We start from the raw sequence: 12,660 nt of genomic DNA, 5'->3' as shown, positions 1-12,660 counted from the left end.
GCGGCTCCGTGCGGTGAAGTGCCCCTCGTTGTCGAGTATCGCCACGGCCGAAACACTGTCACCACGACTTTCCGGCCAGTCTGTCGGCATTTACCCCACCCTTTTTGGCCGGAATGACCCGATGCCCGGAGGGAGCCGGAGCATGACCCCGGAGGTAATCGACCCGCCGGGCGGCTGTGCGGCAAGGTGTTCACACCGGGTCGGCGAGACCCCGATCCGGGGTCCGACCAGCACAGACGATCCTCGACGGAGGCTGATTCACCATGTCCGAGAACACCGACCGCTACGAGAGCGCTGCCGCCCGTTACTTCGAGGCCTGGAACGCCACCGAGCCGGAGGCGCTGCGCAAGGCGGTCGCCGCCGCCTGGACCCCGGACGGCGGCTACACCGACCCGCTGGCCGACGTCCGCGGCCACGAGGGCATCGCCGCCGTGATCACCGCCGCGCACGAGCAGTTCCCGGGGTTCGTCTTCCGCCCGCTCGGCGCGGTGGACGGGCACCACGACACCGCGCGCTTCGGCTGGGAGCTGGTGAACGAGGCCGACGGCTCGGCGCCGGTCGCCGGGTTCGACGTGGTCACCCTGGACGCCGAGGGTCGTATCCGGCAGGTGCTGGGCTTCCTGGACCGGGTGCCGGCGGGTGCGTGACGGCACCGGGGCCCGGCTCCCGCACCCCGAGGCGGGGAGGGAGCCGGGCCCCGGTGGGAGCCTCGGGCCGCCAGGGCCCGGCGGGAGCGGCGAGGCGCCGGCGGAGCGGTCCTACGACCGTACGATCGCGTCGATCCGCTTGAGTTCCTCGGTGTCGAAGTCCAGGTTGCGCAGCACGCCCACGCTGTCCGCCAGCTGCTCGGGGCTGCTCGCGCCGACCAGGGCGGAGGTGACCCTCCCGCCGCGCAGCACCCAGGCCAGGGCCAGCTGGGCGAGGCTCTGACCACGGGCGGCGGCGATCTCCGCCAGCGCGCGCAGCCGTCCGAGCAGGTCCTCGGTGACCGCCTCCGGCTTGAGGAAGGGGCTGTCGCCCGCGGCACGGGAGCCCGCCGGGATGCCGTCGAGGTAGCGGCCGGTGAGCAGGCCCTGCTCCAGCGGGGAGTAGACGATGGAGCCGGTGCCGAGGTCGTCCAGGGCGTCGAGCAGCCCCTCGTCCTCGGGGCGCCGGTCGAGCAGGGAGTAGCGCGGCTGGTGGATGAGGAGCGGGGTGCCGAGTCCGGCGAGGATGCGGGCGGCCTCCCGGGTCTGCTCGGCGGAGTAGTTGGAGATGCCGACGTAGAGCGCCTTGCCCTGCTGGACCGCCGTGTGCAGCGCGCCCATCGTCTCCTCCAGCGGAGTCTCCGGGTCGGGGCGGTGCGAGTAGAAGATGTCGACGTACTCCAGGCCCATCCGCTTCAGGCTCTGGTCCAGGGAGGCCAGCAGGTACTTGCGCGAGCCGAACTCCCCGTACGGACCCGGCCACATCAGATAGCCGGCCTTGGTGGAGATCACCAGTTCGTCGCGGTAGGGGGCGAGGTCGGCGGCGAGGGCGGCGCCGAACGCGGACTCGGCGGCGCCGGGCGGCGGACCGTAGTTGTTGGCCAGGTCGAAGTGGGTGACGCCGAGGTCGAACGCCCGGCGCAGGATGGCCCGTTGGGTCTCCACCGGACGGTCGGGGCCGAAGTTGTGCCACAGGCCGAGCGACAGCGCGGGAAGCTTCAGCCCGCTGCGCCCGGTGCGCCGGTAGGGCATCTCGGCGTAACGGTCGGGGGATGCGGTGTACAACGCGACTCCTGGGGATGGGCACGGATCTACGGACCCCAGCATTCCCCGGACGGCGGCCAGCGGTCCAACCGGAGAATCGGATGGAATTGAGCGACTAGGCTGCTCAATCATGGAACTGCGCCATCTCCAGCACTTCGTCGCGGTCGCCGAGGACCAGCACTTCACCCGGGCCGCCGAGCGTCTGATGGTGTCCCAGTCGGGCCTGTCCGCCTCCATCCGGGCGTTGGAGCGCGAGCTGCGGGCGCCGCTGTTCGTGCGCACCACCCGGCGAGTGACGCTGACGGAGGCGGGGCGGGCGCTGCTGGTGGAGGCCGAGCGGGTGCTCGCGCAGGTGCGCGCGGCGCACGAGGCGGTGGCCGCGGTGCAGGGCGTGCTGCGCGGCACGCTGGCGCTGGGCACCGAGCAGTGCATCGCCGGGGTGCACGTGGCCCGGCTGCTCGCGGCCTTCCGGGGCCGGCACCCCGACGTGGAGATCCGGCTGCGCCAGGCGGGCTCGGGCGCGCTGGCCGAGGAGGTCGCGGCCGGGCGCCTCGACCTGGCCTTCGCCTACCGCACCCGGGCCGACGGCGACCAGCTGCGCTCGGTGTCGCTGACCAGTGAGCCGATGACGGTGCTGTGCCATCCGAGCCACCGGCTGGCCGCCGCCGGGGCGCTGCTCGCCCCGGACGACCTCGCCGGTGAGGTGTTCGTCGACTTCCACCCGGACTGGGGCCCGCGCCGCGCCACCGACGCCGCCTTCGCCGCGGCCGGGGTCCGGCGCACGGTCGCGCTGGAGGTCAACGACGTGCACAGCCTGCTGGACCTGGTGGACGAGAACCTGGGGATCGCGGTCGTCCCCCGCCACTTCCGGCACAAGCGGCCCACGCTCAGCGCGCTCCCGCTGAAGGGCTCGGGCGAGGCGGAGTACGAGACGGTGGCCCTGCTGCCGCCCGAGCGCTCCACCAGCCCCGCCGCCCGCGCGCTGGTCGCCCTGCTGGAGACGGAGGGCCCGGCATCGCCCGGGCCGTCCTGAATTCCGCACGCGGGAGCGCCGCCGATCTGTGATGGTGGACGGTATGCATGCGAAGGACATCCTCATCGACGGCTACGGCCGCATCCAGGAAGAAGTCCACGACACCCTCGACGGCCTCGGGCCGGACGAGCTGCATCACCGTCCGGCCCCCGGCGCCAACACGATCGCCTGGCTGGTCTGGCACCTCACGCGGGTGCAGGACGACCATGTCGCCGACGCCTTCGGGCTCGGCCAGGTGTGGCTCGAACAGGGCTGGGAGAAACGGTTCGGCCTCGATCTGCCCCGGCAGGACACCGGTTACGGGCACACCCCCGCCAAGATCGCCAAGGTGCGGGTCGACAGCGCCGAACTGCTGACCGGGTACTACGACGCCGTGCACGAACAGACGCTCGGCGCCCTGCGCTCCCTCGCCGCCAAGGACCTCGAACGCGTGGTGGACGAGGGCTGGGACCCGCCGGTCACCCTGGGCGTGCGCCTGGTGAGCGTCCTGTCCGACGATCTCCAGCACATCGGACAGGCCGCCTACCTCAAGGGGCTGGTTCAGAGCACGGGCGCGTAACCGGGCAGGATCACGTCCTCGATGAGGGCCTTGCGCTCGTCGAACGGGATGAACGCGCTCTTGACGGCGTTCACCGTGACGGTGCGCAGGTCCTCGGCCGTCCAGCCGGCCTCCTCGACCAGCAGCGCCATCTCCCGGGTCATCGTCGTCCCCGACACCAGCCGGTTGTCGGTGTTCAGGGTGACCCGGAAGCCGAGGTCCTTCAGCTCCGTGACGGGGTGCTCGGCGATCGACGTGGCGCAGCCGGTCTGGAGGTTGGAGGTGGGGCACATCTCCAGGGCGATCCGGCGGTCGCGCACCCAGGAGGCGAGCCGGCCGAGCTTGCCGTCCACGATGTCCTCGGTCAGGCGCACCCCGTGCCCGATGCGCTGGGCACCGCACACCTGGACGGCCTGGTGGATGCTGGGCAGCCCGTACGCCTCCCCGGCGTGGATGGTGAACGGCACGCTCTCGCGGCGCAGGTGTTCGAAGGCGGCCAGGTGGTCGGCGGGCGGGAAGCCGGCCTCGGCGCCGGCGATGTCGAAGCCGACGACCCCGGCGTCCCGGTAGGCCACGGCGAGGTCGGCGGCCTCCCGGACGCGGTCGAACATCCGCATGCCGCACAGCAGCGTGCCGACCCGCACCGGGGTGCCGGCGGCCGCCGCCCTGGCCATGCCGGCGGCCAGGCCCTCCTGCACCGCCTCGACCACCTCGGCGAGGGTCAGCCCGCCGCGGGTGTTCAGTTCGGGTGCGTAGCGCACCTCGCCGTAGACCACGCCGTCGGCGGCGAGGTCGAGCACGTACTCCTCGGCGGTGCGCAGCAGGCCCTCGCGGGTCTGCATGACGGCGAGGGTGTGCTCGAAGGTGGCGATGTAGCGCACCAGGTCACCGGAGCCGGCGGCCTCGACGTACCAGGCGGCCAGCTCCTCCGGGTCGGTGGTGGGCAGCCGGTGGCCCACCTCGGCGGCGAGTTCCACGACGGTGGCGGGCCGCAGACCGCCGTCGAGGTGGTCGTGCAGCACGGCCTTGGGGAGGCGCCGGATGGTGTCGGTGTCGATGCGGGGGGCGGTCATGGCAGGGCGTTCCTCAGCGGGTTGTACCGGGGTCGATCAAGGCGGCCGACGGTGCCGACAGGGGTGGTTAGCCGGTGAGGTTATACGTAAAACGACACGGGCGCCACTCCCTTGTCTACGCGCGTTGCCCAGGGCGGTGACCGGGGTCTCGGTGCGTCGGGGCGTCAGGGCGCCGTCTCGCCCTGCGCCACCTCCACCCGGTGATGGAAGTCCGCCAGCCCGGCGGCCGCGGTCACGCCGGACAGCGCCGTGCAGGCGATGAGCAGGGCGGCGACGGCACGTCCGGCGCGGGGCGCCCGAGGGGTGCCCAGGAGGGCCTGGACGCGCTGGGGCACGGGCCCCGCGGTCGCGGCGGCGGCGAAGTCGGGGCGCGGGGTGCCGGCCGCGTGGCCGGCGAGCGCGGCACGGGCGATGGCCCGGGCGGTCAGCCGCCGGTCGCCCACCGAGGCGGCCGCGGCCTCGTCGGCGGCGCGCTCGACGGCGAGCCGGATGGTCTCGCGGACCGGGCGCAGGGCCGGGTGGCAGTGCGCGGCGAGTTCGGCGGCGGCGAGGAAGTAGTGGTGGCCGCCCTCGTTGTGGGCGCGCTCGTGCGCGAACAGCGCCTCGCGCTCGGCGCCGTCGAGGCTGCGCAGCATCGCGGTGGTGACGACGATGCGGTGCGGACGGCCGGGCAGGGCGTAGGCGTCGGGGCGGGGCGAGTCCACCACGCACAGGTCACCGGCGGCGGGGCCGCGGCCGGCCGCGGTGCGGGCGGCCCGGAAGGCGCGGCTCTGGCGCAGCACCGACCGCACGAGGGTCCAGGAGCAGACCGCGAGGACGCCGACGGAGGTGGCGGCCGCCGGTACGACGATCAGCGCCGGGGCGGTGTGCAGCGGGTGGGTCAGCTCGCCGAACGCGGCGAAGAGGGGCAGCTTGAGCAGCCCGATCAGCACGAAGGCGCCGAGCGCGGCGAGCGAGCAGCCCGCGAGCGCGACCGCGCAGCCGGTGACCGCCCACAGCGCGGCGGCCGGGACGAGCCGGGCCAGCGCCCGCCGGGCCAGCGCCGGCAGGACGCAGGGCAGCAGCAGGGGCAGCAGAAGCAGGGCGGTCATGGGCCGTCGGATTCCAGCAGGTCCCGCAGGATGCGCTCGTCGGCCGGGCTGAGCTGCGCGACGAAGCGGGCGAGCACGGTCTCCCGGTCGCTGTCCCGGTCCAGCTCGCTGTGCATCCGGCGGGCGGTCAGGCCATGGGCGTCCTGGACCTCCTGGACCGGGTAGTACACATAGCCCCGGCCCTTGCGCTGCCGCTCGACGACGCCCTTGTCGTACAGCCTGCTGAGGATCGTCGTGACCGTCGTGCGGGCCAGGTCCGCGCCCAGGCCGGCCTGGACCTGTCCGGGGGTGCGGGGCCCGCCGGCGGCCCAGAGCGCGGCCAGTACGCCCGCCTCCAGTTCACCGGCCGGCCGGCGTTCGTCCTTGCCGTCGGTCATGGATACGTTCTCACCCCATCCTCCTCGTCCGTGTGCGGACCGTCTACACGATGGTAGTCATACGAGCGCGCGATACCCCGTGAGGTCCCGCGGGCGGACGCGGCGGTCCCGGCCGATCACCGCGAGCCGGAGCCCGGCCGTGCGGCGCGCGGCGCCGGTCCGGCGCCGCGGGACCCCTACGCCCGAGGCGCCGTTCCCGCCTCGAGACGGCTCAGTTCGCCGGGGGTGAGGCGCAGGGCGCCGGCGGCGATGTTCTCGACGAGGTGGTCGGGGTTTCCGGTGCCCGGGATGGCGAGGACGTGCGAGCCCCGCTGGAGGGTCCAGGCGAGCTGGACCTGGGCGGGGCTCGCCCCGTGCGCGCGGGCCACGGCCCGCGTCTCGTCGTCCGGGCCGGGCTCCACGGCACCGGCCTCGGCGCCCTTGCCGGCCATGGCGTAGTACGGCACGAAGGCGATGCCCCGCTCGCCGCACATCCGCAGCAGCTCGTCGGTCTCGGGGTCGCGGGTGCCGAGGCCGTACCGGTTCTGCACGGCGACCACCGGTGCTATGCCCAGCGCCTCGGTCAGGTGCCGGGGCGCGACGGACGAGATGCCGAGGTGCCGGATCAGCCCCGCCGCGCGCAGTTCGGCCAGGGCGCCGAAGTGCTCGGCGATGGACTCCTGGCGCATCCGGCGCAGATAGACCAGGTCGAGGTGGTCGCGGCCGAGCTGGCGCAGGTTCTCCTCGACGTGGGCGCGCAGCTGGTCGGGGCGCGCGGAGGTGCCCCACTCGCCGGACCAGTCGCGGAAGGGGCCCACCTTGGCGGCGATCACCAGGTCGTCGGCGTACGGGGCGAGGGCCGTGTTGATCAGCTCGTTGGCGGAGCGGCGGGCGGAGAAGTAGAAGGCGGCGGTGTCGATGTGGTTCACGCCGAGCTCGACGGCCCGGCGCAGCACGGTGATCGAGCGCTCCCGGTCGCTGGGCGTGCCCAGGTGGAATGCGGCGCTGCCGGTGAGCCGCATGGCCCCGAGGCCGATGCGGCGCACGGTCAGATCGCCCATCCGGAAGCTGCCGGAGGCCTGCGCGGTGACTGTTTCGAAGATCATTCGGCGGAGTGTGCCACAGCCGCCCGCGGCGGCGGGACCGGTGAACCGCCTTGCCGGGCAACCCCCGTACATGACAATCGACCCCCTCTACACATAAGCCGCCGATAAGAGCAAAATGGGTACTGCCGCGCTCTTCGAACGACGCGGTGGAAGAGGTCCGGTCTGCACAGCCGAAGGAGACGAGAGTCATGGCCAACGTCTCGCACCGGGGCGACATGTCGACCCACCCCGACGTCGGCGAGATGCGGGAACGCTACGCCCGCATGCTGGGCGGTCGTGATGTGGCGCTCGTGGACGGGCCGGTGTTCCTGCTCGGCCTGTACTGCGCGGCATCCCCCTGGATCGTGCACTACACCGCCAGCCAGCCGGCGCTCATGACCCACAACCTGATCATGGGCATCGCCATCGGACTGCTGGCACTCGGCTTCACCAGGGCCCCTGAGCGGATGTACGGCCTGAGCTGGGCCATGTGCGCGCTGGGCATCTGGATGATCATCGCGCCCTGGATCGTGGGCACCGCCCCGGACACGGGCGTGATCATCAACAACGTCGTCATCGGAGCACTGACGCTCGCCCTCGGACTCGTGTGCGCCGCCACGGCGGCGAAGAGCACCCCCAAGCCCTAGCGGGGAAGGAAGCACAAGGGAAAGCACGAGGAAGGAGAGATCGTCGAGCAAGGGAAGAAGCGCAAGGAAGGAAGAAGGACGGAGGGCCGGTGCGCCCGTGCGGACCGGCCCTCCCGCCTGTCCGCTCAGGACCCCACGGTCAGGGAGATCCACAGGTCCGGCGGCAGCTCCGGGCGACCCGGCACCGGCCGGGCCTCGCGGGTCCAGCCGCCCGGGGCGAGGTCCTCGGCAAGGCGGTGCCAGAAGGCGACCGCGCCCGGGTTGTCCTCCTGGAAGGCGATCTCCCAGCGCCCGGGATGCCGTCGCAGCACCTCCCGCGCCGCCCGCAGCCCGACCCCGGCGCGCCGCGCCCCGCGCACCACGAAGAAGCTGTTGAGCACCCGCACGGGGCCGTCGAGCCCACGTACGAAGGCGAACCCGGCGGCGCGGTCGCCGCGGGTCAGCAGGTAGGGCGCCCAGCCGGGCGCGGAGAAGGCGGCGTCGACGCGCTCGCTGCGGAACGTGCCGTCGGCGGCGGGCAGGGTGCCCTGGAACTCGGACAGGTCGTGGCGGAACATCAGCCACAGCCGCTCGACGGCGGGCCGGTCCTCGATGGTCGCGGGGCGGACGCGCACGTGCGTGTCGTCGCCCGTGGTGCGGATCAGGTCATCGGTCATGAACGAAAGCCTCCCCGGCGGACTTCGTCCGTGCCGGGGAGGCTTTCACGCAGAGCATGGATCTTAGCGCATCGAGCCTCAGACCGGCTCCGCCTCCGCCAGGAACTCCTCGCCGATCTCCTTCGCCCCGAACGGCCACACCCGCTCCAGCCTGGCCCACACCAGGAAGGCCGCGCACCCGAGGACGAGCCAGGCCAGGGACCACTCGACGGGGTGGCGGCCCGGGGAGTTGCGGTCGGCGTAGCCGTAGATCACGCACCAGCCGGAGAAGGCCACGAGACCGGGCAGGGGGTAGAGCCACATCCGGTACGGCCGGTGCAGGGCCGGCTGCCGGGCGCGCAGCACCGTCAGCGCGATGATCTGGGCCAGCGCCTGGACGATCACCATCACGGTGGTGAGCAGCTGGATCAGGGTGGCGAGATCGGTGTGCCGGCCGATCAGGAAGCCGACCGCGGTGAACACGCCCATGGTCGCCAGGCCCAGCGTCGGGAAGCGGTGCCGGGGGTGCAGCCGCTCGTACGGCCGGAAGAAGACCCGGTCGCGCGCGGCGTCGTACGGCACCCGGGAGCCGCCCAGCAGGCCCGTGAACACCGAGGCGAACGCGGTGATCAGGATGAGCACCGTGACCGTGTCGGCGGCCCCCCGGCCCCAGGTCTTCTCCAGCACCGCCGAGGCCACGGAGGTGGCGGCGACGTCGTGCGGGTCGGTCATGCGGTGCCAGTCGACGACGCCGAGCGTGCCGATCTGGAGCAGCAGGTAGATCGCCATGATGCCGAGGATCGAGAAGACGATGGAGCGCGGCAGCACCCGGCCGGGGTCCTTGATCTCGGCGCCCATGTAGGCGGTGGTGTTGTAGCCGAGGTAGTCGTAGACACCGATGGTCAGGCCCGCGGCGAACCCGGTCCAGAAGGCGCCGCCGGTCAGGTCGAAGGCGTGCGCCGGGTAGGCGAAGGCGAGGTGCGGGCTGAAGTCCGAGGCGGCGGCGGCGATCACCAGGACCACCGAGGCGATCATCACGGTCCACATCACGGCGGTGATCCGCGCGATGTGCTCGATGCCGCGCCACAGCAGGAGCACCACCAGGGCGATGACGCCCAGCCCGACCAGATCGCCCGCCGTCCGGCCGAGGCCGGGGGCGAGGTAGCCGAGGTACTGGACGAAGCCGACCACGCCGGTGGACATGATCAGCGGGATGAAGAGCATCGCCGTCCACACGAACAGGAACGGCATCAGCCGGCCGGTGCGGTACTGGAAGGCCTGGCGCAGATAGACGTAACTGCCGCCGGAGCCGGGCATCGCGGCGCCCAGCTCGGCCCAGACCAGCCCGTCGCACAGCGCCAGCACGGCGCCCGCGACGAAGCCGACGACCGCCTGCGGGCCGCCGAACGCGGCGACCATCAGCGGGATGGTGACGAAGGGGCCGATGCCGCACATCTGGCTCATGTTGATGGCCGTGGCCTGGAACAGCCCGACCCGTCGCACGAAGCCGCCCGGGGGCGGCGGACTACCGGACATGAGGACTCCTGGGACCGTCGGGGAGGCGTCGGGTAGGGGACCTTACGAGAATCGTGGCGCCGGGAGAAGGAAGGTGACGGATGTTCAGCGGGCGCCGGGGCGACGGTCGTTGACAGTGCCCGGGGGGCCGCCTAGCTTAAGCCCGGTTAGTAAAGTTTCCTAACTTTGCGAGCCTGGAGACCGTCTGTGTTCCCTCGCCCCGCCCCCGGCCTGAGGCTCGCCGCGGCCACCGGCCTCCTCGCCCTGCTCGGCTCCCTCGCCACCGGCGCCTGGGTGGACCCCCGCTCCTCCGGGCCCTCGCTGCGGCCGGTCGCGGCGCCGATGGCCCCGGCCCGGACCACCGAGGTGGCCTCGGCCGCCGGCACCGCCACCCCGCTCGCCGGATACGCCATCCAGTCCACGGCGCGCACGGACGACTCCCCGGTGGCCGTCTCCTCCCCCGGCTACCCGGCGCGGGGCTGGTACCCGGCGGGCCCGCGCTCCACCGTGCTGGCCGCGCTGCTCGCCGCCGGGAAGTACCCGGACCCCTTCCGCTCCACCAACCTGGCGAAGGTCCCGAAGGCCGACTTCGAGGTGCCCTGGTGGTACCGCGCCGACTTCGTCGTGCGCGACACCGGCCGGCGCACCTTCCTCGACTTCAGCGGGGTCGTCTCGGCCGCCGACGTCTACGTCAACGGCCACCGGGTGGCCGGCGCCGCGCAGGTGACCGGCGCGTACACCCGGCACGAGCTGGACGTGACCGAGCTGGTCCGGGAAGGCCGCAACGCGGTCGCCTTCCGGATCCGGCCCAACGAGCCGAGCAAGGACCTGACCATGGGGTGGCTCGACTGGCTCCAGCCGCCGCCGGACCGGAACATGGGCATCGTCCGCGACGTACTGGTGCGCCGGGGCGGCCCGGTCGCGCTGCGCGACGCGCACGTGGTCACCAGGCTGGCCGTGCCGTCCCTGGCCACCGCCGACCTGACCGTGCGGGCGAAGGTGCGCAACGACACCGGCGCGCCGGTCACCGCCGAGGTCACCGGCCGGGCCGCCGGGGCGCGACTGCGCACGACCGTACGGCTCGCCGCGCACGAGACGAGGACCGTCGTCTTCTCCCCCGCCGACGTGCCCGGGCTGCGCCTCACCGCGCCGAGGGTGTGGTGGCCGGCCGGGATGGGCGGGCAGCCGCTGTACTCCCTCGACCTCACCGCGAGCGTGTCCGGTACGCCCTCGGACACCGCGCGCGAGACCTTCGGCATCCGGGACGTCCGGGCGCCGCTGAACGCCGCAGGGGCCCGCCAGTACCGGATCAACGGGCGCCCGCTGCTGGTCAAGGGCGGCGGCTGGTCACCGGACGAGTTCCTGCGCTGGGACGCGGGCTACGCCGAGGACCGGCTGCGGTACGCCGTCGACCTCGGTCTCAACACCCTGCGCCTGGAGGGGCACCTGGAACCGGACGAGTTCTTCGCGCTGGCCGACCGGTACGGCGTGCTGACCCTGCCCGGCTGGGAGTGCTGCGACAAGTGGGAGGGACAGGTCAACGGCACGGAGAACGGGGAGAAGTGGTCCCCGGGCGACTATCCGGTGGCGAAGGCGTCGATGGCCGCCGAGGCCGCCCGGCTGCGCGACCACCCGAGCGTGCTGTCCTTCCTGATCGGCAGCGACTTCGCGCCCGACGCCAGGATCGAGAAGAACTACCTGGACGCCCTGCGGGACGCCGACTGGAACCTCCCGGTGATCCCCGCCGCGTCCGACAAGTCCTCGCCGCGGCTGGGCCGTTCGGGCATGAAGATGACCGGCCCCTACGACTGGGTGCCGCCCGGCTACTGGTACGCCGAGCGGGAGGGCGGCGCCACCGGCTTCAACTCCGAGACCAGCGCGGGCCCGAGCATCCCCACCCTGGACACCCTGCGCCGGATGCTCACCCCGGCCGAACTCGACAGCCTCTGGAAGGACCCGAAGGCGAAGCAGTACCACCGCTCGCCCTCCGCCACCTTCGGCACGCTGGCGCTGTACGACGAGGCCCTCGCCGCCCGCTACGGCTCCCCCGCCGGCCTCGCCGACTACGTGCGCAAGGCGCAGCTGGCCCAGTACGAGAACGTCCGCGCCCAGTTCGAGGCGTACGGCCGCAACGCGACGGCCCCCGACGCGCCCGCCACCGGGGTCGTGCACTGGATGTTCAACAGCGGCTGGACGTCCCTGCACTGGCAGCTCACCGACCGCTACCTCGACCAGGGCGGCGCCTACTTCGGCGCGAAGAAGGCCAACGAGCCGCTGCACATCCAGTATTCCTACGACGACCGGTCGGTGGCGGTGGTGAACAACCGGCACGCGGCCGTCCACGGTCTCACCGCGCGGGCCACGCTCTTCGACCCCGACGGCACCCTGCGCTACGACGGCAGGGCCGACGAGCTGTCGGTGGCCGGGGACGGGGCCCACACCACCGCGCTGACCCTGCCGGAGTCGGTCCCCGGGCTGGCCCGGACGTATCTGCTGCGGCTGGTGCTGACCGGCGCGGACGGCCGGGAGGTGAGCCGGAACGTGTACTGGCTCTCCACCCGGCCCGACGTCCTCGACTGGGAGCACACCACCTGGTGGTACACGCCGACGACCGGCCACGCCGACCTCACCGGCCTGGAGTCGATGGCCCGGGTCCCGGTGGCGGTGACGGCCGGCACCCGGTCCGCGGGCGGTGTGTCGACCACGACCGTGACACTGCGGAACACCTCGGACGGGGCGACGCCGTCGCTGCTGACGGATGTGCACCTGGTGGACGGGCGCGGGGCGCCGGTGCTGCCGGTGCGCTGGTCGGACAACGAGGTCGGGCTGTGGCCGGGCGAGTCGGTGACGCTGACCGCCGTCTACCGGACCGCCGATCTGCACGGCGCGGCCCCCCGGGTGCGGGTCTCCGGCTGGAACACCCCGGAGCGGACCGTGCCGGCGGCATGACGAGGGGG

The 12,660-nt window shown here is 73.1% G+C and carries 12 protein-coding genes; 5 read left to right on the top strand and 7 right to left on the bottom strand.

The window, feature by feature from the left end; genetic code table 11:
- The first annotated feature begins 263 nt into the window (after window positions 1-263).
- A complete protein-coding gene (locus tag FRZ03_RS36165; protein WP_146469298.1) occupies window positions 264-647 on the top strand; it encodes a nuclear transport factor 2 family protein in 384 nt (127 codons plus the stop codon).
- Between the two features lie 111 nt (window positions 648-758).
- On the opposite strand, the gene mgrA is transcribed toward FRZ03_RS36165, so the two are convergent.
- The gene (gene mgrA, locus FRZ03_RS36160) at window positions 759-1,751 is read right to left on the bottom strand and encodes an L-glyceraldehyde 3-phosphate reductase (RefSeq protein WP_146469297.1); all 993 of its coding nucleotides are present in this window, start codon (window positions 1,749-1,751) and stop codon (window positions 759-761) included.
- Window positions 1,752-1,860: 109 nt separating this feature from the next.
- On the opposite strand from mgrA, the gene FRZ03_RS36155 reads away from it, so the two are divergent.
- Together FRZ03_RS36155 and FRZ03_RS36150 are read left to right on the top strand one after the other, a co-directional pair.
- A complete protein-coding gene (locus tag FRZ03_RS36155) occupies window positions 1,861-2,763 on the top strand; it encodes a LysR family transcriptional regulator (RefSeq protein WP_146469296.1) in 903 nt (300 codons plus the stop codon).
- A gap of 43 nt (window positions 2,764-2,806) precedes the next feature.
- Window positions 2,807-3,322: a mycothiol transferase gene (locus FRZ03_RS36150; protein ID WP_146469295.1), complete on the top strand. Its 516-nt coding sequence runs from the start codon at window positions 2,807-2,809 to the stop codon at window positions 3,320-3,322.
- On the opposite strand, the gene FRZ03_RS36145 is transcribed toward FRZ03_RS36150, so the two are convergent.
- The 4 genes from FRZ03_RS36145 to FRZ03_RS36130 all read right to left on the bottom strand — a co-directional run bounded on the left by FRZ03_RS36145 (window position 3,304) and on the right by FRZ03_RS36130 (window position 6,927).
- A complete protein-coding gene (locus tag FRZ03_RS36145) occupies window positions 3,304-4,374 on the bottom strand; it encodes an adenosine deaminase (RefSeq protein ID WP_146469294.1) in 1,071 nt (356 codons plus the stop codon). The two genes, FRZ03_RS36150 and FRZ03_RS36145, sit on opposite strands and share 19 nt — an antisense overlap.
- A gap of 164 nt (window positions 4,375-4,538) precedes the next feature.
- Complete coding sequence (locus FRZ03_RS36140; RefSeq protein WP_146469293.1) at window positions 4,539-5,465, bottom strand: M48 family metalloprotease; 927 nt, start codon at window positions 5,463-5,465, stop codon at window positions 4,539-4,541.
- Window positions 5,462-5,842 carry a BlaI/MecI/CopY family transcriptional regulator gene (locus tag FRZ03_RS36135; RefSeq protein WP_146469292.1) on the bottom strand — a complete coding sequence of 127 codons (381 nt, stop codon included), beginning with the start codon at window positions 5,840-5,842 and terminating at the stop codon, window positions 5,462-5,464. The genes FRZ03_RS36140 and FRZ03_RS36135 overlap by 4 nt, the downstream gene beginning before the upstream one ends.
- Window positions 5,843-6,018: 176 nt before the next feature.
- Window positions 6,019-6,927 (bottom strand): aldo/keto reductase, encoded by a 909-nt coding sequence (locus FRZ03_RS36130; protein ID WP_146469291.1) that lies wholly within the window; start codon window positions 6,925-6,927, stop codon window positions 6,019-6,021.
- Window positions 6,928-7,115: 188 nt separating this feature from the next.
- Between FRZ03_RS36130 and FRZ03_RS36125 the strand changes: the two genes are divergently transcribed.
- On the top strand, window positions 7,116-7,553 hold the full coding sequence (locus FRZ03_RS36125; protein WP_146469290.1) for an SPW repeat protein: 438 nt from the start codon (window positions 7,116-7,118) through the stop codon (window positions 7,551-7,553).
- Between the two features lie 125 nt (window positions 7,554-7,678).
- Here the strand turns inward: FRZ03_RS36125 and FRZ03_RS36120 are convergent, their stop codons facing one another.
- Entirely contained in the window at window positions 7,679-8,209 is a 531-nt protein-coding gene (locus FRZ03_RS36120; protein WP_146469289.1) for a GNAT family N-acetyltransferase, read from the bottom strand.
- 78 nt (window positions 8,210-8,287) lie between these two features.
- Complete coding sequence (locus FRZ03_RS36115; protein WP_146469288.1) at window positions 8,288-9,724, bottom strand: APC family permease; 1,437 nt, start codon at window positions 9,722-9,724, stop codon at window positions 8,288-8,290.
- A 186-nt stretch (window positions 9,725-9,910) separates the two neighbouring features.
- Between FRZ03_RS36115 and FRZ03_RS36110 the strand changes: the two genes are divergently transcribed.
- Window positions 9,911-12,652 carry a glycoside hydrolase family 2 protein gene (locus tag FRZ03_RS36110; RefSeq protein ID WP_146469287.1) on the top strand — a complete coding sequence of 914 codons (2,742 nt, stop codon included), beginning with the start codon at window positions 9,911-9,913 and terminating at the stop codon, window positions 12,650-12,652.
- Window positions 12,653-12,660 lie beyond the last annotated feature (8 nt).

The sequence above is a fragment of the Streptomyces misionensis genome (assembly GCF_007896895.1).
Lineage (GTDB): Bacteria > Actinomycetota > Actinomycetes > Streptomycetales > Streptomycetaceae > Streptomyces > Streptomyces misionensis_A.
The sequence above is the reverse complement of the archived record's forward strand: the minus strand, read 5'-3'. Positions and strand labels throughout refer to the sequence as shown.

Excerpts from the sequence above, each read along its gene's own strand:
- FRZ03_RS36165 (WP_146469298.1), top strand. The coding sequence starts at position 264 with ATGTCCGAGAACACCGACCGCTACGAGAGCGCTGCCGCCCGTTACTTC.
- FRZ03_RS36155 (WP_146469296.1), top strand. The coding sequence starts at position 1,861 with ATGGAACTGCGCCATCTCCAGCACTTCGTCGCGGTCGCCGAGGACCAG.
- FRZ03_RS36150 (WP_146469295.1), top strand. The coding sequence starts at position 2,807 with ATGCATGCGAAGGACATCCTCATCGACGGCTACGGCCGCATCCAGGAA.
- FRZ03_RS36145 (WP_146469294.1), bottom strand. The coding sequence starts at position 4,374 with ATGACCGCCCCCCGCATCGACACCGACACCATCCGGCGCCTCCCCAAG.
- FRZ03_RS36140 (WP_146469293.1), bottom strand. The coding sequence starts at position 5,465 with ATGACCGCCCTGCTTCTGCTGCCCCTGCTGCTGCCCTGCGTCCTGCCG.
- FRZ03_RS36135 (WP_146469292.1), bottom strand. The coding sequence starts at position 5,842 with ATGACCGACGGCAAGGACGAACGCCGGCCGGCCGGTGAACTGGAGGCG.
- FRZ03_RS36130 (WP_146469291.1), bottom strand. The coding sequence starts at position 6,927 with ATGATCTTCGAAACAGTCACCGCGCAGGCCTCCGGCAGCTTCCGGATG.
- FRZ03_RS36125 (WP_146469290.1), top strand. The coding sequence starts at position 7,116 with ATGGCCAACGTCTCGCACCGGGGCGACATGTCGACCCACCCCGACGTC.
- FRZ03_RS36120 (WP_146469289.1), bottom strand. The coding sequence starts at position 8,209 with ATGACCGATGACCTGATCCGCACCACGGGCGACGACACGCACGTGCGC.
- FRZ03_RS36115 (WP_146469288.1), bottom strand. The coding sequence starts at position 9,724 with ATGTCCGGTAGTCCGCCGCCCCCGGGCGGCTTCGTGCGACGGGTCGGG.